The 23,570-nt window shown below is 65.1% G+C and carries 23 protein-coding genes; 8 read left to right on the top strand and 15 right to left on the bottom strand.

Going from position 1 to position 23,570, the window contains the following annotated elements; all coding sequences use genetic code 11:
* The first annotated feature begins 2 nt into the window (after positions 1–2).
* Positions 3–917 (top strand): thiamine phosphate synthase, encoded by a 915-nt coding sequence (locus tag ACHWUQ_RS21225; protein WP_394682373.1) that lies wholly within the window; start codon positions 3–5, stop codon positions 915–917.
* 12 nt (positions 918–929) lie between these two features.
* Here the strand turns inward: ACHWUQ_RS21225 and ACHWUQ_RS21230 are convergent, their stop codons facing one another.
* From ACHWUQ_RS21230 to ACHWUQ_RS21250, 5 genes are all read right to left on the bottom strand, one after another.
* Complete coding sequence (locus tag ACHWUQ_RS21230; RefSeq protein ID WP_394682374.1) at positions 930–1,367, bottom strand: hypothetical protein; 438 nt, start codon at positions 1,365–1,367, stop codon at positions 930–932.
* Positions 1,364–2,953 carry an NINE protein gene (locus tag ACHWUQ_RS21235; RefSeq protein ID WP_394682375.1) on the bottom strand — a complete coding sequence of 530 codons (1,590 nt, stop codon included), beginning with the start codon at positions 2,951–2,953 and terminating at the stop codon, positions 1,364–1,366. Before ACHWUQ_RS21235 ends, ACHWUQ_RS21230 begins: the two co-directional genes overlap by 4 nt.
* 270 nt (positions 2,954–3,223) lie before the next feature.
* The gene (dusA, locus tag ACHWUQ_RS21240) at positions 3,224–4,243 is read right to left on the bottom strand and encodes a tRNA dihydrouridine(20/20a) synthase DusA (protein ID WP_394682376.1); all 1,020 of its coding nucleotides are present in this window, start codon (positions 4,241–4,243) and stop codon (positions 3,224–3,226) included.
* 347 nt (positions 4,244–4,590) lie between these two features.
* Positions 4,591–5,406 carry an ABC transporter permease gene (locus ACHWUQ_RS21245; RefSeq protein ID WP_239812699.1) on the bottom strand — a complete coding sequence of 272 codons (816 nt, stop codon included), beginning with the start codon at positions 5,404–5,406 and terminating at the stop codon, positions 4,591–4,593.
* A 92-nt stretch (positions 5,407–5,498) separates the two neighbouring features.
* The gene (locus ACHWUQ_RS21250; protein ID WP_394682377.1) at positions 5,499–6,056 is read right to left on the bottom strand and encodes a peroxiredoxin; all 558 of its coding nucleotides are present in this window, start codon (positions 6,054–6,056) and stop codon (positions 5,499–5,501) included.
* Between the two features lie 240 nt (positions 6,057–6,296).
* Here ACHWUQ_RS21250 and ACHWUQ_RS21255 point away from each other — a divergent pair, with 240 nt between their 5' ends.
* Positions 6,297–7,283 carry a tripartite tricarboxylate transporter substrate binding protein gene (locus ACHWUQ_RS21255; protein ID WP_312409173.1) on the top strand — a complete coding sequence of 329 codons (987 nt, stop codon included), beginning with the start codon at positions 6,297–6,299 and terminating at the stop codon, positions 7,281–7,283.
* 84 nt (positions 7,284–7,367) lie between these two features.
* Here the strand turns inward: ACHWUQ_RS21255 and ACHWUQ_RS21260 are convergent, their stop codons facing one another.
* Together ACHWUQ_RS21260 and ACHWUQ_RS21265 are read right to left on the bottom strand one after the other, a co-directional pair.
* On the bottom strand, positions 7,368–8,117 hold the full coding sequence (locus tag ACHWUQ_RS21260) for a 2OG-Fe dioxygenase family protein (protein WP_369459180.1): 750 nt from the start codon (positions 8,115–8,117) through the stop codon (positions 7,368–7,370).
* A 156-nt stretch (positions 8,118–8,273) separates the two neighbouring features.
* Positions 8,274–8,711: a universal stress protein gene (locus ACHWUQ_RS21265; RefSeq protein ID WP_239812143.1), complete on the bottom strand. Its 438-nt coding sequence runs from the start codon at positions 8,709–8,711 to the stop codon at positions 8,274–8,276.
* 197 nt (positions 8,712–8,908) lie between these two features.
* Here ACHWUQ_RS21265 and ACHWUQ_RS21270 point away from each other — a divergent pair, with 197 nt between their 5' ends.
* On the top strand, positions 8,909–9,871 hold the full coding sequence (locus ACHWUQ_RS21270; protein WP_394682378.1) for an aldo/keto reductase: 963 nt from the start codon (positions 8,909–8,911) through the stop codon (positions 9,869–9,871).
* A 19-nt stretch (positions 9,872–9,890) separates the two neighbouring features.
* Here ACHWUQ_RS21270 and ACHWUQ_RS21275 read toward each other — a convergent pair whose 3' ends face one another.
* Complete coding sequence (locus ACHWUQ_RS21275; protein ID WP_394682379.1) at positions 9,891–10,664, bottom strand: NAD-dependent deacetylase; 774 nt, start codon at positions 10,662–10,664, stop codon at positions 9,891–9,893.
* Between the two features lie 183 nt (positions 10,665–10,847).
* On the opposite strand from ACHWUQ_RS21275, the gene ACHWUQ_RS21280 reads away from it, so the two are divergent.
* The 3 genes from ACHWUQ_RS21280 to ACHWUQ_RS21290 all read left to right on the top strand — a co-directional run bounded on the left by ACHWUQ_RS21280 (position 10,848) and on the right by ACHWUQ_RS21290 (position 12,248).
* Entirely contained in the window at positions 10,848–11,306 is a 459-nt protein-coding gene (locus ACHWUQ_RS21280) for a VOC family protein (protein ID WP_239812146.1), read from the top strand.
* A 42-nt stretch (positions 11,307–11,348) separates the two neighbouring features.
* Positions 11,349–11,816, top strand: a complete 468-nt coding sequence (locus tag ACHWUQ_RS21285) for an SRPBCC family protein (protein WP_394682380.1) — start codon at positions 11,349–11,351, stop codon at positions 11,814–11,816.
* Between the two features lie 69 nt (positions 11,817–11,885).
* The gene (locus tag ACHWUQ_RS21290; RefSeq protein ID WP_394682381.1) at positions 11,886–12,248 is read left to right on the top strand and encodes a DUF1428 domain-containing protein; all 363 of its coding nucleotides are present in this window, start codon (positions 11,886–11,888) and stop codon (positions 12,246–12,248) included.
* Between the two features lie 40 nt (positions 12,249–12,288).
* Here the strand turns inward: ACHWUQ_RS21290 and ACHWUQ_RS21295 are convergent, their stop codons facing one another.
* The 3 genes from ACHWUQ_RS21295 to ACHWUQ_RS21305 are packed head-to-tail and all read right to left on the bottom strand — an operon-like array spanning position 12,289 to position 15,170.
* The gene (locus ACHWUQ_RS21295; RefSeq protein ID WP_394682382.1) at positions 12,289–13,737 is read right to left on the bottom strand and encodes a sensor histidine kinase; all 1,449 of its coding nucleotides are present in this window, start codon (positions 13,735–13,737) and stop codon (positions 12,289–12,291) included.
* 20 nt (positions 13,738–13,757) lie between these two features.
* Positions 13,758–14,423 (bottom strand): response regulator transcription factor, encoded by a 666-nt coding sequence (locus ACHWUQ_RS21300; RefSeq protein ID WP_312530632.1) that lies wholly within the window; start codon positions 14,421–14,423, stop codon positions 13,758–13,760.
* Positions 14,424–14,429: 6 nt separating this feature from the next.
* Complete coding sequence (locus tag ACHWUQ_RS21305) at positions 14,430–15,170, bottom strand: PepSY domain-containing protein (RefSeq protein WP_394682383.1); 741 nt, start codon at positions 15,168–15,170, stop codon at positions 14,430–14,432.
* A gap of 141 nt (positions 15,171–15,311) precedes the next feature.
* Here ACHWUQ_RS21305 and ACHWUQ_RS21310 point away from each other — a divergent pair, with 141 nt between their 5' ends.
* The gene (locus ACHWUQ_RS21310) at positions 15,312–15,962 is read left to right on the top strand and encodes a PepSY domain-containing protein (RefSeq protein ID WP_394682384.1); all 651 of its coding nucleotides are present in this window, start codon (positions 15,312–15,314) and stop codon (positions 15,960–15,962) included.
* Between the two features lie 95 nt (positions 15,963–16,057).
* Here the strand turns inward: ACHWUQ_RS21310 and rlmB are convergent, their stop codons facing one another.
* Positions 16,058–16,819 carry a 23S rRNA (guanosine(2251)-2'-O)-methyltransferase RlmB gene (gene rlmB, locus ACHWUQ_RS21315; RefSeq protein WP_116925577.1) on the bottom strand — a complete coding sequence of 254 codons (762 nt, stop codon included), beginning with the start codon at positions 16,817–16,819 and terminating at the stop codon, positions 16,058–16,060.
* 111 nt (positions 16,820–16,930) lie between these two features.
* Between rlmB and ACHWUQ_RS21320 the strand changes: the two genes are divergently transcribed.
* Positions 16,931–18,349, top strand: coding sequence for a glycerate kinase (locus ACHWUQ_RS21320; protein ID WP_394682385.1), 1,419 nt, complete (start codon positions 16,931–16,933; stop codon positions 18,347–18,349).
* A gap of 30 nt (positions 18,350–18,379) precedes the next feature.
* Here ACHWUQ_RS21320 and ACHWUQ_RS21325 read toward each other — a convergent pair whose 3' ends face one another.
* The 3 genes from ACHWUQ_RS21325 to alaS all read right to left on the bottom strand — a co-directional run bounded on the left by ACHWUQ_RS21325 (position 18,380) and on the right by alaS (position 23,495).
* Positions 18,380–19,123: a DUF3011 domain-containing protein gene (locus tag ACHWUQ_RS21325; RefSeq protein ID WP_394682386.1), complete on the bottom strand. Its 744-nt coding sequence runs from the start codon at positions 19,121–19,123 to the stop codon at positions 18,380–18,382.
* Positions 19,124–19,256: 133 nt separating this feature from the next.
* Positions 19,257–20,675, bottom strand: a complete 1,419-nt coding sequence (locus ACHWUQ_RS21330) for a short-chain fatty acid transporter (protein ID WP_394682387.1) — start codon at positions 20,673–20,675, stop codon at positions 19,257–19,259.
* Between the two features lie 195 nt (positions 20,676–20,870).
* Positions 20,871–23,495, bottom strand: coding sequence for an alanine--tRNA ligase (gene alaS / locus ACHWUQ_RS21335; RefSeq protein ID WP_394682388.1), 2,625 nt, complete (start codon positions 23,493–23,495; stop codon positions 20,871–20,873).
* Positions 23,496–23,570 lie beyond the last annotated feature (75 nt).

Genomic DNA, 23,570 nt, shown 5'->3' on the forward strand with positions numbered 1-23,570 from the left:
CGATGCACGCCACCCCCACCGCCACCCAGATCGCGCAGGCGATTACCGCCGCCCACCAGGCCGCGTTTGCCAGCTTTCCGCCCCAACCTGCCCCTGCGCTGCCCGCAGAGCGTCAGCAGGATGCCGTTTATGCCGGCGCCCTGGCCGCTTGCAGCACGCTGGGCTTTATCGCTATTGATGCCGAATGCCTGGCCAGCGCCTGGAGCGCGCAGAGCACACGCACTGGCCGGTTCGACGCGCAGGCCTGGCCCACGCAAGCGGCCGATTTTGGCCTGGTGACCGGCGGCGGCCCCCAGGCCTTTGCGGCCTGTCCCCCGCAGTTGGGCCTGTATGCGGTACTGCCAACGGCCGAATGGGTCGGCCGCATGGCCCGCGCCGGCGTGCCCACCGTGCAGCTGCGCTTCAAGTCCGACGATGCCCAGGCCATTGCTGCGGAGATCGACGCGGCCATTGCCGCAGTGGCGGGGACTGGCGCCCTGCTCTTTATCAACGACCACTGGCGCCAGGCCATTGCCGCTGGCAGCTATGGCGTGCATCTGGGCCAGGAAGACCTGGATGCGCTGAGCGCTGCAGAACTCGCCGAGCTGCGTGCCAGCGGCGTGCGCCTGGGTGTCAGCACCCATGGCTATGCCGAAATGGTGCGTGCCAGCCAGGCGCAGCCCAGCTATATCGCGATGGGGGCGGTCTTCCCGACAACCCTGAAGAAAATGGCCACCGTTCCGCAAGGCCTGGCGCGTCTGCAGCGCTATGCCGCCCTGACGCGCAGCTACCCCCAGGTCGCCATTGGCGGCATCTCGGCAGCGGAGTTTCCGCAGGTGCGCGAGAGCGGCGTGGGATCGATCGCCGTGGTGCGTGCCATCGTCAACGCGGACGACCCGGAGGCGGCTGCCGCCGACTTGATGGCGCTGATGGGTTAATCCCCTAACCCGCTACACCACGTAGAGCAGCACAGCATCACGCCGCTGGGCCGCTGCCTGCCAGAAGCTGCGCAGCGCGGCCTGCCGGCGCACCCAGTGGCGCAGCGCGTCGATATCAGCCGGCGCTCCATCCTGCGCCTTTTGCCATGCATGCATGCGCTGCACCAGTTCGCTGGCGCTGATCGCCGCCAAGCCTTGCGCGCTGTCGTTCACCATATCGGCCGGCCAGGCCCAGCAATGCTGAGCCAAGGTGCCTTCCACCGCCACGCCGGGTTCGATCTCGGGCAGGCGTTGCATGTCTTGCTGCCACCAGCTGCCCTGGTCCAGCACGGCCAGCGGCCCGCCTTGTTCAGCACCGCGCTGCAGGTAGTCATCCATCGCCGAAGGCTCAATCAGCAAAGCCCGCAAGCCATGGCGCGGCATCGCATAAAAAAGTCCTTGCACGCTCATGCGGCCTCCCTGATGGATGTTTTCAGCTGCAGCAGATGAGCGTTGTTGTCCGGGTCACAGATCTGCACCAGCAACAGTGCTTTTTTCAGCGCGCTGCGGCGCGCGTCGGTTTGCCCGTGGGCCGCCAGAAAATCTGCAAACACCTCATAGGCGCGCGCAGCCGCCAACGAATAGCCCCGGCAACTGCGCTGCTGTATGCGCAAGGCCTGCTGCACCAGCGCTTTGACCCGCGTGGGCTGGTGGCGGATGGCAAAGGCTGCGTAGTCGGCCAGCATGAACGACACCGCCTCCGGATCGGGCATGTGCTGGCCTTGTTGGTCCAGCCGGTCAAGGCTGTCCAGGTACAGCGCCAGCCGCTGCCAGCATTGCAGGGCCTGTGCCGTCTCACCCAGCGCCGCATGGGTGCTGGCCAGGCGCTGCAACAGCATGCACAGTCCCAAGGCCTGCGCGGCGGCGTTGCCACTGCTGCGCAGATCCACCAGCGCCAGCGCTTGTGCATAGTGCCCATTGGCCCGGCGGTGTTCCCCCTGGGCCAGGTACAGATCGCCCAGCTGTTGCAACGCACTGCGCTGCATCGGCGCGGGCACGCCCCCACCGTCACGCAGCGACAGCGCCAGCACCGCCTGGCCATGCACACGTTGGCGCTCTGCATCGCCCAGGTGCTGGGCGATCTCCATCGCATGCAGGTGGTGCTGTGCCAGGTCGTGCACATCCCCGTCCTGGCCCGCTTGGCGCATCGCAATGGTCTGTTCACACCAGGTAAGCGCTTGGGCCCAGTCCTGCGATTGCATCAGCAGCGGATACTGTCCCGGCTGCAGCGCCGGCAGCGTAGCGCCCCCCGGCGCCATCTGGGGTGAGCGCAGGCGCTGCAACAGCACCTGGGCCTGTTGCACGGGCTGCGCCAGCTCGGCAAAGGCAGCGCCCAGGTGCACACCCATTTGCAGCTTTTTGCGCGCCGCATCCAGTTGCCCTGTTTGGTAGAAAGTCATCCCCTGCAGCAGATAGGCCATCGCCAGGTGCGGGTCGCTTTGGGGCTTGCGGCTGCGCTTTGCCAGGTATCTGACCAGTGTGTCCGCCTCCGCGTGGGCAGTCTGCACATCCTGGCTTGCCAGCGCATCGCCAATATGCTTTTGCGCCATCTGGATGGCCAAGGACTTCTTGTCAATCTGCGGATCGGTGGCGGGTTTGGGTGGCGGATCAGCCGGTAGAGCGGCGGCTATAGAAGGCTGGGCCACCGAGACGGGTATAGGCGCAGCGGCCACCTGTGCCTTGGCTGCAGGCATCGATGTCTGCTCATCCAGCTGCGACTGGGCAAAGGCCGACAAGCGCGAGTCCATGTCTTCTTCGACCCGAAAATAGTCGAACAGCCAAAAGCCATCGCGCAGCAGCCAAAAAACAATCGGGCCCAGCAGATAAGGCGCGTAGCGTGCAGCTGGTCCACCCCATAGCCACAGCGCCGCGCACAGCAGGGACACGGCCAGCTGCGCGACGGCGCTTGCATGGCGCCCCAAATAAAAGCGGTGGGCGCCCAGCCAGCCCACCGCCAACAACAGGCCCAAGGCCCATCGCGGATTCTTCTCTCCCATCCCTCTTCCCTTGTGCTTTGTTGGCTCTGCACTTTACGACCGGGACTTGCACCGTATTGGCGCCTCCCGGGGCGGCCTGTATCGCGGGAAGTATAGCAACCGCTATCGGCCACGCGAGGGCTGCCGGTACGCGCGGCCCCTGCAGTGGCCAGGAGAGCATTTCGGGCCTGCCGCCCAGCATGCATAGGCGTGCAGCACAGACGCCAATCGCGGCAAAAAACTCTGCATGAAGCCGGCCGCCATCGCCAAGGGGGCACCGGCGTTGCCCTGTCACATACTTGCCGATGCGGTGGCTTCGGCGTGGCGTTCCGGCTTGGTGCGGGCGGCCTGCATCACCTCGTGCGGTGGCAGATGCTTCATGCGGTGGTCGCTCCAGACCTGGCGCCAGCGGCGCGCACCGGGCATACCCTGTCGCAGGCCCAGCATATGGCGTGCGATGGCGTACCAGTGCGTGCCATGCTCGGCCGCCTCGCGCTCCATATAGCGCACCATCTCCTCTTCCACCGATTCGCGGCTGATGCCGTTGTCGGGTTCGGCGCCATAGAACTGCGCATCCCAGGTCGCCAGCCACCAGGGGTTGTGGTAGGCCTCACGCCCAACCATCACGCCGTCAACCTGCTCCAGCTGTGCCAGCACCGTGGCGTCATCGGCAATGCCGCCGTTGATGGCGATGGTCAGATGCGGAAAATCCTTTTTCAGCTGCGCCACCACGTCATAACGCAGCGGTGGGATCTCGCGGTTCTCCTTGGGCGAGAGCCCCTTGAGCCAGGCATTGCGGGCATGCACGACGAACACCTCGCAACCCGCATCGGCGACCGTTCCGATGAAGTCGCGCACAAAGTCATAGCTTTCGTTCTTGTCGATGCCAATGCGGTGCTTCACCGTCACGGGGATGTCCACCACATCCCGCATGGCCTTGACGCCATCGGCGACCAGCTCCTTCTCGTTCATCAAGCAGGCGCCAAAGGCTCCGCGCTGCACACGTTCGCTGGGGCAGCCGCAGTTCAGGTTGACCTCGTCATAGCCCCAATCCTGCGCCAGTTGGGCGCACTGGGCCAGGTCCGCCGGCTCACTGCCGCCCAGTTGCAATGCGACCGGGTGCTCCTGCGCAGAAAAGCGCAGATGCCGCGCCACATCCCCATGGATCAGCGCGCCCGTGGTCACCATCTCGGTATAGAGCAAGGTCTGGCGGGTCAGCAGACGGTGAAAATAGCGGCAATGGCGGTCAGTCCAGTCCATCATCGGCGCGACGGACATGCGCCAAGGGCTGTGGGAGAGAGAATCAGTCATGGTGGTTGCGCGGCCAATGCATGGCCCAAGAAGGGGTGGCGTGCAGTTGAGGCAGGAACTCATGCAGGCAATGGTGTATTTTAAATGTTGCGCCACCCGGGCGCTGACCGGCCTCAAAAAGGCCTGCGCATGCGCCTTCTGCCACCCGGGGGCCCAGCTTTGTCGAACGCGGTGGCGCTGCATGTTGGACGCGCGCCGCAGGACGATGCAGATCTGTACGACGAAGACCTGCTGCGGGTCGTACACAAAAGCAAACCGCTGGCGGTGGCTGATCTGGTAGGCCTGGGCGCTTTGCGCGCTAGGGCTGGGCCGCTGCCGCCACGCGCGGCGGCCGGCCGGGTGATTCGCTAGTAGTAGTTCCCCAGCAGCGACCCGACCTCAATGAGCAGCAGCACCGCAAACATGCGCGCCAGACCGCTGAGGTCGGATGCGGGGCCCAGGGTCTCGTTGCGGTCCATGCCGTAAGGCCGGTACATGGCCGATGCGGTGGGGATCAACGCCACGGCCAGTCCGAACAGCACGGTCTTGAGCCCAAACAGCCAGGTCACCATCGGTGTGAATACACTGGCAAACATGCGCGTGTAGAGATCAAACCCGACCCAGCTGAGCCCATAAACGCTGAAATACACCATGACCAGCGACACCACGCAGGACAAGGCCGCCAACGTGATCGAGGCATACATGCTGGCCACCACCAGCGGCAGCATCTCGGTGCGTACGGGGTCATAGCCGTGTTGGCGCAGACGCTCAAAATGCCCGTCCTCACGCATCTTGGCCAAGGAGGCACCCGCAGGGATGGAGCAGCGCATCGCCACAAACAGCGCGGCCGTCAGCGGAATCAGCTCCAGCACCAGCACGCGGATGACCATCTCGACGGCCACGCGCGAGAGGCCATAGCTGGTCGCGGTAACAAAGACGATGCGCGCCACCACCAGGCACAGCAACGCGGCCAGTGCGGTAAAGCCCAGCAGGATGGGCGCCGTGTCGACATACATGCGGCGCATCAGGCGCGCGCGCGTCTGCGGGCCATAGCTGCTGGGTGACATCAGCATCACCAGCACCACGGCGCCCAGATAGAAAATGCGCCACCAGGCCACCGCCCAGCGGCGCGCGGTGCGCCAGGTCCGGTGGGGCCATTGGGGTTGGAGCAGACTTGCCAGCATCAGGCGATCATAGGCGATAGATGCCAGCATGGGCAGTGTTCAGCAGCATGCCGGCAGCGCCCAGCATGGCCGCCGCCCGCTGCTGCAGCAGCTCAGGACTTCTGGCGCGCCTTCCAGTCCTGCACCGCCTTCAAGGTCTGCTGCACGTGTTCCAGCGGATCGCTGCCCTCATGCGCATAGATCACCTTGCCGTCCGGAGCGATCACATAGGAAATGCGCGATGCTGTTCCGGGCCGTGCGGCCGAGCCCGCGTCATAGGCCTTGATGGCCTTGGCATCGGGATCGGACGCAACGCTGAACTGGTCGCGGCAGGCTTCGCTGGAGAAGCGCTGCATCGTCGCGATGTCATCGTGCGAGATGCCGACGACCTGGGCACCGGATGCCGCAAAAGCAGGCGTGGCTTCGGCAAACGCATGCGCCTCGATGGTGCAGCCCTGGCTGAAGGCCTTGGGGAAGAAGTACAGGACCACGGGGCCGCGCTTCAAGGCGTCGGCCATGTCAAAACGCTGCACCTTGCCGGCCAATGCCGACTGGGTGCTGAAGAGCGGCGCCTGGGCGCCAACAGCCAGCGCCGCATGGCTGGGCAGGCTGACCAAGGCCGCACAGCCCATGACTACCGAGGCAAGCGCCCCCGCGAGTTTTGCTTTCATAGTCGATCCTTCTGTTGTCACTGTTGTCATCTGCATACGCCCAAGGCGGGGCTGTCAGCCGCTTGTCATGTTTTGCATGCTGCAACCTGCCTGCGCAACATCGCCCAACACCACAGCCCCTAGAATATGCCACCTGGCGTGATGGCATGCATCATCACCCCTTTGACCGTTTATGCAACTACCTCCTTGGCCGCCTCTGCGAAAGCCATGCGAAGGTGTCACTCTCAAGGAGACAACACAATGATGAAACAGATTCTGCAATGCGCCGCCGTGGCCCTTACGGTGGGTGCAGCATCGGGTGCCATGGCCCAGGGCCCGGGGGCAGACTACCCCGGCAGCAAGCCCGTACGCATGGTCGTGCCCTTTCCGCCAGGCGGCGGCACCGATATCCTCGCGCGCATCATTGCACAAAAGCTCAGCGAGCAGAACCACTGGACCGTGGTGGCTGACAACCGTGCGGGCGCCGGCGGCACCATCGGTATCAGCGAAGTGGCCAAGGCCCAGCCCAGCGGCTATGACATCGTCATGGGCCAGAAGGACAATGTGGTGCTGGGCTACTACCTGTACAAGGGCCTGCCCTGGAACCCCGGCAAGGACCTGACGCCCATTGCCCATGTGGCCTATTCGCCGGTGATCATCGCCACGTCGGAAAACAGCAAATTCAAGACCTTGAACGATGTGATCGCCGCAGCCAAGGCCGATCCCGGCAAGATCACCTACGGCTCTCCCGGCAATGGCACGAGCATCCACATCGCCGGCGTGCTGTTTGAGAAGGCGGCCGGCGTCAAGCTGACCCATGTGCCTTACAAGGGCTCCAACCCCGCGCTGCTCGACACCTTGTCCGGCAACGTCGACCTGCTGGTCTCTTCGGTGCCCTCGGCCATCGGTCAGATCAAGGCTGGCAAGCTGCGTCCGCTGGCCGTCACCTCGGCCAAGCGCAGCACGTCGCTGCCGGATGTGCCCACCGTCGCCGAGCTGGGCATGAAAGGCTTTGATGTGAGCACCTGGTATGGCCTGTTTGGCCCCAAGAACCTGCCCGCCCCCATCGTCAGCAAGCTCAACACCGAGGTGAACAAGCTGCTGGGCCAGAAGGAAGTGCAGGATTCCATCCTGGCCCAGGGCGCCGAGCCGCAAGCCATGTCGGTGTCTGACTTTGACAAGTTCTTCCACAAGGACTTCCAGGATGCCAAGGCCATCGTCGAAGCCTCCGGCGCGACCATCCAGTAACCCGAAGGCTTCGGCACGACAAGGGCGCCTTGCAGGTGCCCTTTTTTTGTGGCCACGCCCAGTGGCCCACGGCGGTGCAGGCGCTCAGGCGCCGTCGCCCTGGAATGCCTCGCGCCGCAGGGTCACCACCAGCGTGTCGCGGTGGCCGGCAGCCTCGCCCAGGGGCTGGATCGGCGTGCTCTCATGGATCATGCGGGCATCATCGAGCAGCATCAGCGACCAGGGCTCCGTCAACGTAAAGCGCAGGCCTTGCGGGCCCTGCGCATCAAACACCCGGGTCTCCCCGCCTTTGATGCCTTCGCGTGCCACCAGAAACACCGCCACCAGGTCCACGCCATCGCGGTGCGCGCCTTCGGGGGTGGGCCGGCCAATGCCTTCGGCGGTGTCGATGCGGAACTGGTGGGCCTCGGTGTACCAACGCGCGTGTTCAGCGCTGGGAAACAGCGCCTGCGCCGTGTGCCCCAGCGCCCGCATGATCTGGCTCCATGCCGGCAGCGCCTGCGTGGTGTCCGTCACCGGTTCAAACCAGCGCTGCATGCCGCCATGCAAGGCGTTGTATTCCACCGGCTGCCAGTGGGCACGGTGGGCCACCGCCTGCACCTGGTCATCCTGCACCACATAGCAGGAATGGCGGCGCTTGCGGTACCGGCCGCCATCCTTGAGGTACGCATCGTGGGGCATCGCCTCCCAGTGGCCGCTGAGCGCCGCCAGCTCCTCTGGCTGGCAAGCGGCCCACTGTGCAACCGCTGCGGGGCTCAGCACCGCATAGCCATAGGCGCGCAAAGTGCCGTCTACTGTGTCGGCATCGCAATAGGGAGGGGGAAAGGACTGCATGTAAAACTCCGTCAAGCGGGCGAGCTTACGGCGGTCTCAAAAGCATTGCGTGCTACACAACTTTGGGCAGCGCCGCAGCACTGCCCGCTGGTATGCCGTAGCACGCGCATGGGGCCCGGTTCGCGCCATCCCTGTCGCCGGGCGGCGCGCGCGGTCTTACTGGCGCACGACCAGCACCGGGATCAGGCTGTCGCTCAGCACCCGCTGGGTCACGCTGCCCAGCACCAGCTTTTCGAGGCCCTTGCGGCCATGCGACCCCATGACGATCAGGTCGGCACCGGTGGTTTTGACGGCTTCCATCACACCGTCGTGTACGGAGTGGCCTTCGCCCATCACGGTGTCGACGGGGATGCCCGCTTGCTCCATCGCAGATTTGACGGCGTCGAGCGCGGTGTGCGCATCGGCCGTGGCGGCCGACAGGTACTGCGCCTGGCCGTAGGCAAAATCAGCACCCACGCCGGTGAAGGGATAGGGATCGATTACATACACCGCAGTGACCTGGCTGCCAAAGGCCTTGGCAAGACCGGCGGCCTTGTTGACTGCGAGCATGGAGGTGGCAGACCCATCGACCGGCACCAGAATATGTTTGAACATAGTGTCACTCCTTTTAGTTGTTCCATGCATAACTTACTCTAAAACGCATGCCCCGGCAAACGGACGCGCACCGGTTGCGCGGCAGCGCCCTGCAGTGGTTGCGCGGGGTTTGCGCTGCATCAAAGGGTGGCCGGGCCCGCTGCCCGCGCCGCATAATGTCTGCTCCGCCCTGCTGGGTAGCTACGCCTCTTAAAACCATGACAACACCACTGCGCCCTCTCGGTCGATCCCCGCTGCAGGTCTCTTCTCTGTGCCTGGGTGGCAATGTATTTGGCTGGACGGCCGACGAGGCCACCAGTTTCAGGCTGCTGGACGCCTGGCTGGATGCCGGCATGAACTTTGTCGATACCGCTGACGTGTACTCGCGCTGGGCGCCAGGCCACAGCGGTGGCGAGTCCGAACGCGTGCTGGGCAAATGGCTGCGCAGCTCGGGCAAACGCGCGCAAGTGGTGCTGGCGACCAAGGTCGGCAAGGACATGGGCGATGGCAAGGTCGGCCTGCGCCCGGAGTACATTCGCCAGGCGGTCGATGCCTCACTGCAGCGCCTGCAGACCGACTACATCGACCTCTACCAATCGCATGACGACGACGCGCAGGTGCCGCTGGCCGATGTGATGGGCACCTTTGGCGAGCTGATCGCCGAAGGCAAGGTGCGGGCGGTAGGTGCCAGCAACTACAGCGCTGCACGGCTGGCAGAGGCGCTGCAGACCAGCGAACAGCATGGTCTGGCCCGCTATGAGAGTCTGCAGCCGCTCTACAACCTCTACGACCGTGCCGTGTTCGAGAAAGAGCTGCAGCCGCTGTGCGTTGCGCATGGCGTAGGCGTCATCAATTTCTACAGCCTGGCCGCCGGCTTTTTGACCGGCAAATACCGCAAGGCCGAAGATGCCAGCAAAAGCCCGCGCGGCGCCAAGACCACCCAGCTCTACCTCAACGACCGGGGTCTGCGCATTCTGGCTGCGCTGGAACAGGTCAGCGCCCGTGTCGCTGCACCGATGGGCGAAGTGGCTGTGGCCTGGGTCATGCGCCAGCCGGCCATTGCATCGCCGATTGCCAGTGCCAGCAACCTGGAGCAGCTGCAGTCGCTGATCCGCGCCAGCCAGTTGCAGCTGGATGCCGATGCCATGGCCACGCTCAACGCCGCCAGCGCCGAGGCTTGAAGCCCCTGGGCTAGACAGGCTAGGCCAGCAGAGCCGGCAAAATCTGCGCCGAAGGCTGGCGCCAGCACTGGTCAGCCACGCTGTCCAGTTCGGTGGGCTCGGGGTTGATGACCACCACATGGGCGCCACCGCGGGCCGCAATATGGGCCAGGCCAGCCGCAGGGTACACATGGCCAGAGGTGCCAATCACCAGCATCAGGTCACAGCCCTTGGCCGCATCTTGCGCCTGCTGCAGCTCGGCCTGTGGCAGAGCTTCGCCAAACCAGACGACACCCGGGCGCAGGTAGTTGCCGCAACCAGGGCACTGGGGCGGCGCATCGCCTTCGGTGAAACGGGCATCGCAACAGGCCTTGGGCGGCAGCAGCCAGCGGTTGTCCATCAGGTTGCCGTGCAGGCACAGCACCGGCCTGCTGCCGGCACGTTGGTGCAGGCCATCCACATTCTGTGTGACCAGGGTCATCCGATCAGGATGGCGCGCCTGCCATTGCGCCAGCGCCACATGGCCGGCATTGGGCATCACCCGGCCGATGAGATCACGGCGGTACTGGTACCAGTCCCAGACCCGCTGCGGATGGGCCAGAAAACCCGCCTCGCTGGCCATCTCCTCCGGTCTGAACTGGGCCCAGTAGCCCGTCTGCGCATCCCGAAACGTGGGAACACCCGACTCGGCACTTGCCCCCGCGCCCGTCAGCACCAGCACATGCCGCGCGTTTTGCAAGCGCTGTCGCAGGCTGGCAATTTCTGTATCAGCAAGAGGCGGGCCTGCGGGCGCATGCAAGGAGTCAAAAGTCATATATGCCAAGTCAAACACGGAGTGCCCAGCATACGGCAAGCCGCAAGCACTGCCGCCGCACTGCGGCTTGGTGTTGGCTGCCACCGCAACGCGACTTACATTCTGAAACGGCCGCTGCCATTTGGTGATGGACAGATACCCGCGCGGGCGCCCAGAATGGCTGACCATAACAAGGAGACACAGATGCAATTCATCCCCTATCTGAACTTCGATGGCCATTGTGCCGAGGCCATGGCTTTTTACGCCCAGCTGTTTGGCGGCCAGATCATGCACCAGATGCGCTTTAGCGACATGCCGCCCAGCGAGGGCATGCCGCCGCTTCCGCCTGAAGCGCAATCCCGGCTGATGCACGCGCATCTGCAGGTGGGCAGCCAGGCCATCATGGCCTCGGACACGATGCCTGCAGTGCCAGGCGGCGGTCCCGAGACCTGTGGTGGCGGCTATGTCAAACCCCAGGGCATGTGGGTGTCCATCGGTGTGGATTCCGCAGCCGATGGCCAGCGCATCTTCAACGGCCTGGCGGACGGTGGCCAGGTCGCGATGCCCTTCTCCGCCACCTTCTGGTCACCGGGCTTTGGCATGGTGACCGACCGTTTTGGCACGCCGTGGATGGTGAACGTCCAAACGCAGCCCGCTGCCTGATCCCGCTGTCTGAGGCCCAACCACCGAACCGAGCCACCCCCCATGTCTGTACAGCCCCATCTCCATGATCTGGTACTCAGCCGCCTGATCAACGCCCCCGCCGCCACCCTCTACCGCTGCTGGACCGAGCCTGCACTGCTTAGCCAATGGTTTGTACCCAAACCCTGGACGATTGCCAGCGCCGACATCGATGTGCGCGTCGGCGGCGGCAGCCAGATCGTCATGTGCGACCCGCAAGGCAACGAGTACCCCAATGCCGGCGTGTACCTGGAGGTGGTGCCGGACCGCAGGCTGGTCTTTACCGATGCCTACACCGCTGGCTGGGTGCCCAGTACCAAACCTTTCATGACCGCCATCATCGAGTTTGAGCCCGATGGCGGCCAGACCCGCTACACCGCTACCGTGCGGCACTGGAGCGAAGAGACCCGCAAGCAGCATGAGGCCATGGGCTTTCACACCGGTTGGGGCCTGGCCACCGACCAGCTGGTGGCCCTGGCTGCCACGCTGTAGCCACGGCGTGATCGCTGCCATGTAGCGCCTGCAGATAAAACGGCGCCGTTGAGCGCCCAGGAGACCACCATGCCCTATGTCGATGGATTTGTATTACCCGTCCCCCGCGCTAATCTTGAGGCCTACCGTGCCATGGCCGAGGCAGCCGGCAAAGTCTGGATGGAACATGGCGCGCTGCAGTACTGGGAATGTGTGGGCGACGATGTGCCCGATGGCGAAGTCACCTCGTTCCCGATGGCCGTCAAGCTGCAGCCTGATGAGGTTGCCTGCTTTTCCTGGATCGTCTACACCTCACGCGCCGAGCGCGACCGCATCAATGCCGCGGTGATGGCCGACCCGCGTCTGGCCGACATGCAACCGGCGAACATGCCGTTCGATGCCAAGCGCATGATTTTTGGCGGCTTTACACCGGTCGTGCAGCTGGGGACCTGATAGCCCCGGCCCCGGCCAAGCCAAGCCGGGCTGAGCGCCGTCAGCCCAAAACCCCGGCCATCTCGGCCCGCACCAGCAGCCCTTTCAAGGCCTCGCTCTTGCGCAGCTGCAGCTGGCCCTCATAGCCGTGCACAATCTGCTGCGCAATCGCCAGGCCCAGGCCCGTGCCTGCGACCGTCTCGTCAAAGCGCTTGCCCCGCGCACCGGCCGCCTGCATCTGTGCGCCCGTCATGCCCGGTCCATCGTCCTCTACCTGCAGCACCAGGCCCTGGGTGGCGTTGCCCTGCACCGTCAGCCGCACCTGGGAGGCAGCCCACTTGCCGGCGTTGTCCAGCAGGTTGCCCAGCAACTCTTCCAGATCGGCGCGCTCACCCCGCCACCACAAGGCGTTGCCCGCTTCCACCAGCTGCCAGTCCAGGCCGCTGGCCTGGTGCAGCTGGCGCAGCATCGCCAGCATCTGCCGCGCGCAGGCCAGCACATCGATCGGCAAGCCCGCGCTTGCGCCATGTACCAAGGTCGCATCGCTGAAGGTACGGGCCTGGTAGCGGTCAATCAGCCGCGCCATCGCCGTGGTCTGCTGCTGCACCAGCTGCGCTGGTACGGTTGCGCGGCTGCCGGCATGGGCCATCAGCAGCGATAAAGGTTTTTTCAGCGCATGGTTCAGATCGGCCGCGTGCGAGCGCGAGCGCTCCACCACCTGGGTGTTGCGTGCCAGCAAGGCCGCCAACTCCTGCTGCAAGGGCTGCAAGTCCGTGCCCAGCGGCAACTGGGCAATCTGCTCGGTGGCAGACGGCGCCCCTGGCAACGGCTTGCCCAGGCCGGCAATCACATCGACCAGGCGCTTGAGCGGGGCCAGGCCCACGCGCAGCTGCAGCCAGACCAGCGCGCCAATCAGCAACAGCAGTACCGCGCCGGTGACCCCGAGGATCTGGTCGATGCGGCGCAAGCTGGCCATCAACGGCTGCGCGGGACCAAAGACCTGCAAATACATCGGCGCTGCGCCTGCGCCGGGTGCCACCGGAAAATGCTGCACCAACAGCGCCTCCCGCTGTGGGCCGGTCGCCAGCTGCAGGCGTTCGCTGCCCCACAGCCCGCCCTGCTCCACCACCAGGTCCGGCTGGTCCCACAGCGATCGTGAGCGGGCCAGCACTACCGGTGCAGCCGCCGTGCGCAACTGCGCCGGTGCCTGGCCCTGCAGCTGCCAGTACCAGCCTGAGAAAATGGCACTGAACTCGTCACTGCCGCCGGCCGCCTCCTGCACCTTGCCATCGGGCAGCAACGCCAGGCGGGCGTTGATGCGCTCGGATTTCTCTTCCAAGGTGCGCGACATGCTGCCCAGCAGGCTGGCATGCACCTCGTAGCGCAGCCACCAGCCGCCCAGCACCATCACCAGCAGGCTGGGCACGATGACCAACGCAGCCATGCGCGCAGCGAGCGACCAGCGCCGCACATGCGGGCGCCGGGAGGCAGGGCTGAGAGGCAAGACCATGGTGCTGGGCATCGGCAGCGCTAGCTGGGCGCGTTCAGGCGAAAGCCCTGCCCGCGCTCGGTTACCAGCAGATCGGACTGGCGCAGCTTGCGCCGTATGCGGCCGATCAGCACGTCGATGGTGTTGGAGTCCGGGTCCAGATCGCGGGCATAGACATGCTCGCTGATCTCGGTGCGCGTCAGCACCCGGTTGGGGTGGTGCATCAGATAGGCCAGAATCTTGTGCTCCTGCGCCGTCAGTTGCAGACTCTGGCCGTCCTGCAAGAAGCGGCCGGCCGTCACGTCGTACTCCAGGCAGCCCGCCCGCAGTACCGTGGCAGCACTGCCCGAGGTGCGGCGCAGCATGGCGCGCAGGCGCAGCACGACCTCATCGAGCATGAAGGGCTTGGTCAGGTAGTCATCGGCGCCCGCACCAAATCCCGCCACCTTGTCGCTCCAGCGGTTGCGGGCGGTCAGGATCAGCACGGGCCACTGGCAGCCCGCCTCGCGCCAATCGCGCAACACCGTCAAACCATCGCGCTGGGGCAGGCCCAGGTCCAGCACGGCTGCATCGTATTGCTCGGTGCTGCCGGCAAAGGATGCGGCATCGCCATCGGCCTCCACATCGACCGAAAAGCCAGCACGCACCAGCGCCTGCTCCATCTGTGCCGCCAGTTCGGCATCGTCTTCCACGACCAGAATGCGCATCCGCCGTCAATCCTCTATTTTTTGCTTGAGCACCTGCAGGCTGCGAGCGTCTACCTTGAGCTTCAAGGTGTTGCCGTTGCCCTGCAGCAACTCGATGTCGTAATAAGAGCCCTGGCTCTCGTCATGCTCCAGCTCCACCTCCAGCACCTGGCCGGAAAACCGGGGCGCCAGCGCGTGCAATACCTCGTCCACCCGCTTGAGCGGCGCCGGGTTGCGGGCCTTGGCCTGGGCCGATGGCAGCACCTGGCCAGTGGCCGCATCCATCACCAGCTTGCGGTAGCCCTGCTGGTCCGCGCTGAGCTTGATTTCATAGACGCCCCGGCCCTGGCTATCGCGCTCGAACTCCACATCGGTGATGCGGCTGGTATGCTGCTGGGCCAGTTTGGCCAGGTACTGGGCCAGCTCCAGCATGCCCAGTGCCTGCGAGCGGTCCTTGGCAACTTGCTGCACGGTCTGGCCGCTGGCCGCGTCGATCAGCAGCTCTTGCTTGAGGCCCTGGTGGTCCACCAGCTTGATCTCGTAGCGCAGCTCGCCCTTGGGGCCGCGCTTGGTCTCGACATCCACCACGCGGCCGGCCTGACTGGCGGCAATATCGCTCAGGATGGCCGACAGGGGCTTGTACTGGCCGGTGGCTACCGCCGCACGCACGGCATCATGCTCGGCGGCCTGGCTGGCGCCGCCCAGCAGCAAGCTGCCGGCCAGCGACCAGGCAGCGATGCAAGAAAAGCGGGGTGGAATTTGCGCCATGGCTGGCATTATGACAAGCGCGATTAAACAGACCATGAACAGCCGCTTCACACGGCGTTTAGGGCCGTTTTTCAATACTTCAGGCCATGACGAACCAGCCACCTGCTGGTTTGCATGCCAACACATTGAAGGGATTGAACCATGAAGAAGACCACCATTGCCTGGATCCTGGGTGCCGCCAGCGTCGCTGCCAGCCTGCCGTTTGCAGCCCAGGCCTACAACGCCCAGGAAGTGCTCAACAGCATCACCGCCAGCGGTCTGGTTGCCCCCCAGGACCTGGAAAAGCAATACGGTTACTGGACCGCGAAGGCCACCCAGCAGGACGGCAACCGCGCCTATGTGCTGGTGAACGATGCTGACGGCAGCCTGCTGGCCATCCGCAAGGCCGAGCTGGGCAGCACCTACCCGGGCGCCAGCCAGGTTGCTGCCAAGCTGCAGGCCATGGGTTACGGCCAGATCAAGGAAGTGGAGTTTGACGATGGCTTCTGGGAAGCCAAGGTGCGCGGCGCCAATGGCATCAAGCAAAAGCTGGTGCTGCACCCGGTGAGCCTGGAGGTGCTGTCCCAGCCCGGCCAGCCTGCCCCCAACCCGGGTGCCGGTGCGGGCAGCGCCATGCTGAGCGCAGCGCAAATCCACCAGCTGCTGACCCAGGCGGGCTATACCCATATCCGCGACCTGGAGCTCGATGACGGCATCTGGGAAGCCGATGCGATCAATGCCCAGGGTTTCCGCGTGGAGCTGAAGATCCACCCCGAAACCGGTGTGGTGCTGCGTGAAAAGCTGGACGACTAAGTCGGCCCCCATAAAAGTAAAAGGCTGAGCCCGATGGGGTTCAGCCTTTTTTTTATGGCGCAGCGCCTGGGACGCTGCGCAGTGGGAAGGGGTTGTTAACCTGCCTTGGCAGGCGTGCGCTGGCGCAGCGCTTCGTACAGGCAAACGCCGCTGGCCACCGACACGTTGAGGCTGGAGACGGCCCCCATCATCGGGATGCCGATCAGCTCATCACAGGTTTTGCGCGTGAGCTGGCGCATGCCGTCGCCCTCGGCGCCCAGCACCAGGGCCACGGGGCCCTTCAGGTCCACCTGGTACAAGGTGTTGGGGGCGTCGTCGCTGGTGCCAATGATCCAGACATTGCGCTCCTTGAGCTCCTTCAAGGTACGCGCCAGGTTGGTCACCATGAAATACGGCACCGTCTCGGCGGCACCACTGGCCACCTTGGCCACCGTGGCGTTGATGCCCACGGCATGGTCCTTGGGCGCAATCACTGCATGGGCGCCGGCACCATCGGCCACGCGCAGGCAGGCACCCAGGTTGTGCGGGTCGGTCACGCCGTCCAGCACCAGCAGCAGCGGCGAGGTGACGCCGGCTTCTTCCAGGTCGTCGAGCAGCTCATCCAAGGTGCGGGTGTCCTTGATCTCTTCGACGCGGGCAGCCACGCCCTGGTGGCCATGCGAGCCTGCCAGCTTCGCGATGCGTGGGGCATCCGCTTCGATCAGCCGCACCCCCGCCTCTTTGGCGCGCTCAAGGAACTGGCGCATGCGCGCATCGCGGCGCGTGGACTCGAAATAGACTTCGATGATCGATTTGGGCGCAGTCTTCATGCGCACACCAACGGCATGGAAGCCGAACAACACTTTGGGGGATGACATAGGGCAGCATTATCGCTGCTTGCCCATACCCCGGGGGCACAGCGACAATCCTGCGCAAGGGCGACCAGCCGCGCCTTCGCAAAACGGCTCACTCAGCGACGCTCCCAGCCCATGACCTCTACCCCCTCCGCAGCCTTTGCGGCCCACGTGATCGATATCCATGGCAGCGATGGCGCCCAGCCTGTGCCCGATCCCCATCTGCATCCCCTGCCCTTCCTGCAGTATCTGTACCAGGTGGCGGTGCGCGATGCACTGCCGCTCGAAGGCCTGCGCCAGCATTTGCCCGCAGTGCCCAAGGGCCGCACCCTGGTGATTGGCGCGGGCAAGGCGGGCGCGGCAATGGCGCAGGCGATGGAGCAGCTCTGGCCCCTGCAGGCGCCGCTGTCGGGCCTGGTTGTTACCCGCTACGGGCATATTCCGCCGCGCCCGCCGGGCCTGGCCCAGCGCATCGAGGTGGTGGAAGCCGCCCACCCCGTGCCCGATGCCGCCGGCCTGCTTGCGGCAGAGCGCATGCTGGCGCTGACTGAGGGGCTGAGCGCCGATGACCTGGTGGTCTGCCTGATCTCGGGCGGCGGCTCCGCGCTGCTGACCTTGCCGGCCGAAGGTCTCAGCCTGGCCGACAAGCAGCGCATCAACCGGGAGCTGCTGGAGAGCGGCGCCCATATTGGCGAGATGAACTGCGTGCGCAAGCACCTCTCGCGCATCAAGGGCGGGCGCCTGGGTGCCGCCTGCCACCCGGCGCAGGTGGTCAGCCTGCTGATCAGCGATGTGCCTGGTGATTCGCCCGCCATCATCGCCAGCGGCCCCACGGTGCCCGACCCCAGCAGCTGCGCCGATGCGCTGGCGATTTTGGAGCGCTATGCGATTGCGCTACCCGAGCCTGTGCGTGCAGCGCTGCACAGCGGCGCGCTGGAAACCCCCAAGCCCGGCGACCCGCGCTTTGCCGGCCACCAGGTGCAACTGATCGCCACGCCGCAGCAGTCCTTGCAGGCAGCGGCCGCTGCCGCACGCGATGCCGGCATCGCCTGCCATGTGCTCAGCGACGAGATGGAGGGTGAATCGGGCGAGGTGGCCAAGGTGCATGCGGCGCTGGCCCGTGCCGTGGCCTTGCATGGCCAGCCCTTTGCCCGGCCCTGTGTGATTCTGTCTGGCGGTGAGACCACGGTGACAGTGCGCAAACCGGCCGACGGCGCCGCGCGGGGCCGGGGCGGCCGTGCGGGCGAGTTCTGCCTGGGCCTGGCCCAGGCGCTGCAGGCCGTGCCCGGCGTATGGGCGCTGGCCGCTGATACCGATGGCATTGATGGAGTGGAAGACAATGCCGGCGCAGTGGTGACGCCGGACACGCTGGCCCGGGCCGCTGCGCTGCAGCTCAAACCCGCCGCCTACCAGGACCGCAATGACAGCTATGGCTTTTTTGGCCCGCTGGGCGACCTGGTGGTGACCGGCCCGACCCACACCAATGTGAATGATTTTCGGGCGCTGCTGGTGCTGCAGCCGATGGATGACGCGATGAAAAAAGCGGCCAGCTGACGCTGACCGCTTCGTCATCGTTGGCCTGGCTCAGCGGCTGCCAAAACGGCCACGGCAACCGCGCGTGACCCAGATGCGGCGCGCGCGGTCGTCATAGCCCCAGGTGTAGCCTTCGCGGCAGCTGTCGCTGGACAGCTGCTCCAGCAGCACCGGGCGGCCCCAGCGCGCATTCCACTCGCAGCTGTTGTCGCGGCGGTCATCGCTGCTGCAGGTCAGCTCACGGCCCTGGCCATAGCCGGGATTGGGCCGGCCACTACCGTAGCCGCTGCTGATTGCAAAGTCGGCGCGGCAGCCACGGCTGACCCAGACCGAATCACCGCTCTGGCCCCAGCTGCGGCCCTCATCGCAGCGCGAATCCGAGAGCTGGCGGGCGACCTCGACCCGGGTGCCACGTGGAATCGCGCACTCGCGCATGCGGCCGTCATTGCTTTCGCAGCGCACCAGCTGGTTGCTGCCGCCGCCTCCCCAGCCACCGCCACTCCAGCCGCCACCCCCTCGGCCGTCTGCAAAACGGGCGCGGCAGCCGTCGGTCACCCAGACCACGCCTCCGCCACGGTGGCCCCAGCTGCGGCCTTCCACGCAGGAGGCGCTCGACAAGGTCTCGCTCACCACCGGGTCGCGGAAGGGAGTGCGGCATTCGCGCGTGCGTCCGTCCTGGCTCTCGCAGGTCACCTCACCATCGCGCCCGTATTGCGCCTGCGCCGCAGGGGCGATGGCCGCCAATGCCAGTGCCAACGCGCCCAGCGCGGCGCCGCTCCATGTCGTTGTCGCCATTGCTCTCTCCTCGTTGTTGTCGTCGATGGGGGCCAAGGTTAACCCGAAATCAGCGGCGGTTTTGTAAGCCAAGCCAGCAAAAAAGGCGAGCCGCAGCTCGCCTGGGTCACGGTGGTTTGTCACCCAACAATGCTCAGGGCATCACCGGCGGAATATAGGCCAGCGTCTGGCCCAGGAACCACAGCAGGAACAGCACCACCGGGATATGCACCAGCAGCTGCACAAAGGTGAAGCCGATCAGATCGCGTGCCTTGAGACCCAGCACGCCCAACAGCGGCAGCATGTAGAAGGGGTTGATCAGATTGGGCAAGGCTTCGGCGGCGTTGTAAATCTGCACGGCCCAGCCCAGGTGGTACTGCAGGTCGTTGGCCACCTGCATCACATACGGTGCCTCGATGATCCACTTGCCGCCGCCCGAGGGGATGAAGAAGCCCAGGATGGCCGAGTAGACGCCCATCAGCAGCGCATAGGTGTCATGCGTGGCGATCTGGGTGAAGAAGGTCGAGATGTAGTGCGCAATCGTATGGCCATCCACGCCCTTGACCTCGGTCATGATCGCGGCAATGGAGCCATACAGCGGGAACTGGATCAGCACGCCGGTGGTGGTCGGCACGGCGCGCGCCACCGCATCCAGAAAGCTGCGCGGGCGCCAGTGCAGCAAGGCACCCACCATCAGAAAAATCAGGTTGTAGGTGTTGAGGCCGGAGATGGCCTGAATCGCCGGCTTGCTGGAGAACTCTTCCACCATCCAGCCGACCGCCAGCAGCACCAGAAAAATGATCAGGATCGGGCTGTGCTCCAGCCATTCACCCGGGCGGGTGGGCTTGCTCACCGGTTGCGCTTCGGCGCTGATGTCCACCTGGCAGGCGGCGGCATCCTTGGCGTTGGCAGCGCCGGGCGCCGTCACGTAGGCAATCACCAGCGAGATCAGCACCAGGGCCAGCAGCATCACGCCCGATTGCCACAGAAAAATCGTCTCGGTGAACGGGATCACACCGGTGATCGCGAGGATGGATGGCGGCAGGCTGGCCGGATTGGCCTGCAGCTGCGCTGCCGACGAGGAAATGCCCAGCGCCCAGACAGCGCCCAGGCCCAGGTAGGCAGCGGCACCAGCGGCGCGGTAGTCCATTTTCAGATCGGTGCGGCGGGCCAGTGCCTTGACCAGCAGGCCACCAAACACCAGGCTCAAGCCCCAGTTGAGCAGCGAGGCGACCATCGAGATCAGTGCCACCCAGGCCACCGCGCTGCGGCCATTGCCCGGCACCTTGGCCAGCGCTTCAATCAGCCGCGATGCAGGCTTGGAGCTGGCCACCACATAGCCGCCAATCACCACAAATGCCATCTGCATCGTGAACGGGATCAGGCTCCAAAAACCCTTGCCAAAGGCCTTGCTGGTCTCCTGCACCGGCACACCGATGGCCAGCGCAGCCAGCACCACGATCGCAATACCCACGACCGCAAACACCCAGGAATCGGGAAACCACTTCTCGGCCCAAGCCGCACACCGCATCGCAAACCGCGCCGAACGGCTCTCTTCCAATTGCACCGACATAGTCACCTTTCTGTCTCTCGTTAAATTCAAAGCGCGGCGATCTTCTCACGCGGGCAGGTCAATTTCGTTAAGTGCGACTACGTACCGCCATGCGAAATAGTCAGAGTGGCGAAGGGATGGCTGCCGTGCAGACGCAAAAAAGCCCCCTGCACTGCAGGAGGCTCGTTGGGGAGTGCGAAGCGGGTTGAAGCGCGATCAGACCCGCTCGGCCACCCAGGCCTGAACGCCCGCCAGCGCTTGCGCCAGGCCCGCTGGGTTGGTGCCGCCAGCCATCGCCATGTCTGGCTTGCCGCCGCCCTTGCCGCCCACTTGCTGGGCCACAAAGTTCACCAGCTCACCGGCCTTGACCTTGCCAATGCTGTCCTTGGTCACGCCTGCGGCCAGCTGCACCTTGTCGCCGTCTACAGCCGCCAACACGATGGCGGCGGTGCCCAGCTTGTCCTTGAGCTTGTCCATCGTGTCGCGCAGCGCCTTGGCATCGGCGCCATCCAGGGTGGCAGCCAGCACCTTGATGCCCTTGACGTCCACCGCCTGGCCGGCCAGCTCATCGCCCTGGCTCGAAGCCAGCTTGCCCTTGAGCTGCGCCAGCTCCTTCTCCAGCGCCTTGATCTGGTCGAGCGCGCCACCGATGCGGTGGTTCAGCTCGGCCACAGGCGCCTTCAACGTGGCGGCGGCTTCGTCCACGGTCGATTCCAGCGACTGCAGGTAGGCCAGCGCGTTCTCGCCAGTTACCGCCTCAATACGGCGCACGCCAGCGGCCACGCCGCCTTCGGCGACGACCTTGAACAGGCCAATGTCGCCGGTGCGCTGCACATGGGTGCCGCCGCAGAGTTCACGGCTCGAACCAATGTCCAGCACGCGCACGGTCTCGCCGTACTTTTCGCCAAACAGCATCATTGCGCCGGTCTTCTGCGCGCTCTCGATGTCCATCACGCGCGCGCCGGTTTCAGTGTTCGCCAGGATCTCGGCATTCACGCGCTTTTCGATCTCGCGCTTTTGCGCATCGGTCACCGGGCTGTTGTGCGCAAAGTCAAAACGGGTGCGTTCTGCGTTGACCAGGCTGCCCTTTTGCTGCACATGGTCGCCCAGCACTTCACGCAGCGCCTTGTGCATGATGTGGGTGACCGAGTGGTTGCGCATGGTGGCGGCGCGCAAGGCGGTGTCCACCTCGGCTTGCACCGCATCGCCCACCTTGAGGCTGCCCGCAGCCAGCTGGCCATGGTGGCCATACACATCGGCCTTGATCTTCAGCGTGTCTTCCACGACAAAGCGGTTCGCGCCGGCCGAGATCACGCCCTGGTCGCCCACCTGGCCACCCGATTCGGCGTAGAACGGGGTGGTGTCCAGCACCACCACGGCCGTCTGGCCCGCTTCGATCGCGTTGACGCTGCTGCCATCGACATACAGCGCCACCACCTTGGCGGGCTCGCTCAGCTGCGTGTAGCCGGTGAAGGCATTGGCGGCACCGGTGTATTCGAGCGCGCGGTCCATCTTGAACTTGCCCGCTGCGCGGGCCTGGCTCTTTTGCTGCTCCATCGCTGCATGGAAGCCTGCCTCGTCCACGCTCAGGCCGCGTTCGCGCGCCACGTCGTTGGACAGGTCCAGCGGGAAGCCGTAGGTGTCGTGCAGCTTGAAGGCCACATCACCGGGCAGCACCTTGGCGCCACCGGCCAGCGCGCTGTCCAGGATGTCCATGCCATTGGCCAGGGTCTCGAAGAAGCGCTCTTCCTCGACCTTGAGCACCTCGGTGATACGTGCTTCCTGCTCGCGGATCTTCGGGTAGGCATCGCCCATGACGGCGACCAGGTCCTTGACCAGCTTGTGGAAGAACGGCGTCTTCTGGCCCAGCTTGTAGCCGTGGCGGATCGCGCGGCGGATGATGCGGCGCTGCACATAGCCGCGGCCTTCGTTCGACGGGATCACGCCATCGGCCACCAGGAACGCGGTCGCGCGGATGTGGTCGGCGATGACCTTCAGCGATGGGGTTTCCAGATCGTCGATATGGGTCTCGCGTGCAGCGGCCTTGATCAGTGCCTGGAACAGGTCGATCTCGTAGTTGCTGTGCACGTGCTGCAAGATGGCGGCCAGGCGCTCCAGGCCCATGCCGGTATCGACGCAAGGGGCGGGCAGCGGCTTGACCGAGCCGTCTTCGGCCATGTCGAACTGCATGAACACGTTGTTCCAGATTTCGATGAAACGGTCACCGTCTTCATCGGGCGAGCCGGGAGGGCCGCCGGCAATGTGCGGGCCGTGGTCGTAGAAGATCTCCGAGCAAGGGCCGCAAGGGCCGGTGTCGGCCATCATCCAGAAGTTGTCGCTCTTGTAGCGGCCACCCTTGTTGTCACCGATGCGGATCACGCGCTCGGGGGGCAGACCGATTTCCTGGGTCCAGATGTCGTAGGCCTCGTCGTCCTCTTCGTAGACGGTGGCCAGCAGCTTCTCGGCCGGCAGCTTGTAGACCTCGGTCAGCAGCTCCCAGGCCCACTTCAGCGATTCGCGCTTGAAGTAGTCGCCAAACGACCAGTTGCCCAGCATTTCGAAGAAGGTGTGGTGGCGCGCGGTATAGCCCACGTTTTCCAGGTCGTTGTGCTTGCCACCGGCGCGCAGGCAGGTCTGCACGCTGGTCGCCCGGGTGTAGGGGCGCTTGTCGGTGCCCAGGAATACATCCTTGAACTGCACCATGCCGGAGTTGGTGAACATCAGCGTGGGATCGTTGCCCGGCACCAGCGGGCTGGACGGAACAATGGTGTGCCCCTTGGACGCGAAAAAGTCCAGAAAGGTCTTGCGGATCTCAGCGACGGAAAAAGTGGGTGTACTCATGGTGTGAAGCGGTGGTGGCGCCTGCCCGGCTTCCGTTGAAGCGGTGCAGGCGCGAATCTTCCATTATAGGGTTTG

The organism is uncultured Comamonas sp., assembly GCF_964277875.1.
Taxonomy (GTDB): domain Bacteria; phylum Pseudomonadota; class Gammaproteobacteria; order Burkholderiales; family Burkholderiaceae_C; genus Comamonas; species Comamonas sediminis.

Bases quoted from the DNA above. Each gene is read 5' to 3' on its own strand.
- rlmB (WP_116925577.1), bottom strand. From the start codon at position 16,819: ATGTCATCCCCCAAAGTGTTGTTCGGCTTCCATGCCGTTGGTGTGCGC.
- ACHWUQ_RS21230 (WP_394682374.1), bottom strand. From the start codon at position 1,367: ATGAGCGTGCAAGGACTTTTTTATGCGATGCCGCGCCATGGCTTGCGG.
- alaS (WP_394682388.1), bottom strand. From the start codon at position 23,495: ATGAGTACACCCACTTTTTCCGTCGCTGAGATCCGCAAGACCTTTCTG.
- ACHWUQ_RS21255 (WP_312409173.1), top strand. From the start codon at position 6,297: ATGATGAAACAGATTCTGCAATGCGCCGCCGTGGCCCTTACGGTGGGT.
- ACHWUQ_RS21290 (WP_394682381.1), top strand. From the start codon at position 11,886: ATGCCCTATGTCGATGGATTTGTATTACCCGTCCCCCGCGCTAATCTT.
- ACHWUQ_RS21325 (WP_394682386.1), bottom strand. From the start codon at position 19,123: ATGGCGACAACGACATGGAGCGGCGCCGCGCTGGGCGCGTTGGCACTG.
- ACHWUQ_RS21295 (WP_394682382.1), bottom strand. From the start codon at position 13,737: ATGGTCTTGCCTCTCAGCCCTGCCTCCCGGCGCCCGCATGTGCGGCGC.
- ACHWUQ_RS21225 (WP_394682373.1), top strand. From the start codon at position 3: ATGCACGCCACCCCCACCGCCACCCAGATCGCGCAGGCGATTACCGCC.
- ACHWUQ_RS21300 (WP_312530632.1), bottom strand. From the start codon at position 14,423: ATGCGCATTCTGGTCGTGGAAGACGATGCCGAACTGGCGGCACAGATG.
- ACHWUQ_RS21265 (WP_239812143.1), bottom strand. From the start codon at position 8,711: ATGTTCAAACATATTCTGGTGCCGGTCGATGGGTCTGCCACCTCCATG.
- ACHWUQ_RS21285 (WP_394682380.1), top strand. From the start codon at position 11,349: ATGTCTGTACAGCCCCATCTCCATGATCTGGTACTCAGCCGCCTGATC.
- ACHWUQ_RS21245 (WP_239812699.1), bottom strand. From the start codon at position 5,406: ATGCTGGCAAGTCTGCTCCAACCCCAATGGCCCCACCGGACCTGGCGC.
- ACHWUQ_RS21310 (WP_394682384.1), top strand. From the start codon at position 15,312: ATGAAGAAGACCACCATTGCCTGGATCCTGGGTGCCGCCAGCGTCGCT.
- dusA (WP_394682376.1), bottom strand. From the start codon at position 4,243: ATGACTGATTCTCTCTCCCACAGCCCTTGGCGCATGTCCGTCGCGCCG.
- ACHWUQ_RS21330 (WP_394682387.1), bottom strand. From the start codon at position 20,675: ATGTCGGTGCAATTGGAAGAGAGCCGTTCGGCGCGGTTTGCGATGCGG.
- ACHWUQ_RS21260 (WP_369459180.1), bottom strand. From the start codon at position 8,117: ATGCAGTCCTTTCCCCCTCCCTATTGCGATGCCGACACAGTAGACGGC.
- ACHWUQ_RS21270 (WP_394682378.1), top strand. From the start codon at position 8,909: ATGACAACACCACTGCGCCCTCTCGGTCGATCCCCGCTGCAGGTCTCT.
- ACHWUQ_RS21320 (WP_394682385.1), top strand. From the start codon at position 16,931: ATGACCTCTACCCCCTCCGCAGCCTTTGCGGCCCACGTGATCGATATC.
- ACHWUQ_RS21280 (WP_239812146.1), top strand. From the start codon at position 10,848: ATGCAATTCATCCCCTATCTGAACTTCGATGGCCATTGTGCCGAGGCC.
- ACHWUQ_RS21235 (WP_394682375.1), bottom strand. From the start codon at position 2,953: ATGGGAGAGAAGAATCCGCGATGGGCCTTGGGCCTGTTGTTGGCGGTG.
- ACHWUQ_RS21305 (WP_394682383.1), bottom strand. From the start codon at position 15,170: ATGGCGCAAATTCCACCCCGCTTTTCTTGCATCGCTGCCTGGTCGCTG.
- ACHWUQ_RS21250 (WP_394682377.1), bottom strand. From the start codon at position 6,056: ATGAAAGCAAAACTCGCGGGGGCGCTTGCCTCGGTAGTCATGGGCTGT.
- ACHWUQ_RS21275 (WP_394682379.1), bottom strand. From the start codon at position 10,664: ATGACTTTTGACTCCTTGCATGCGCCCGCAGGCCCGCCTCTTGCTGAT.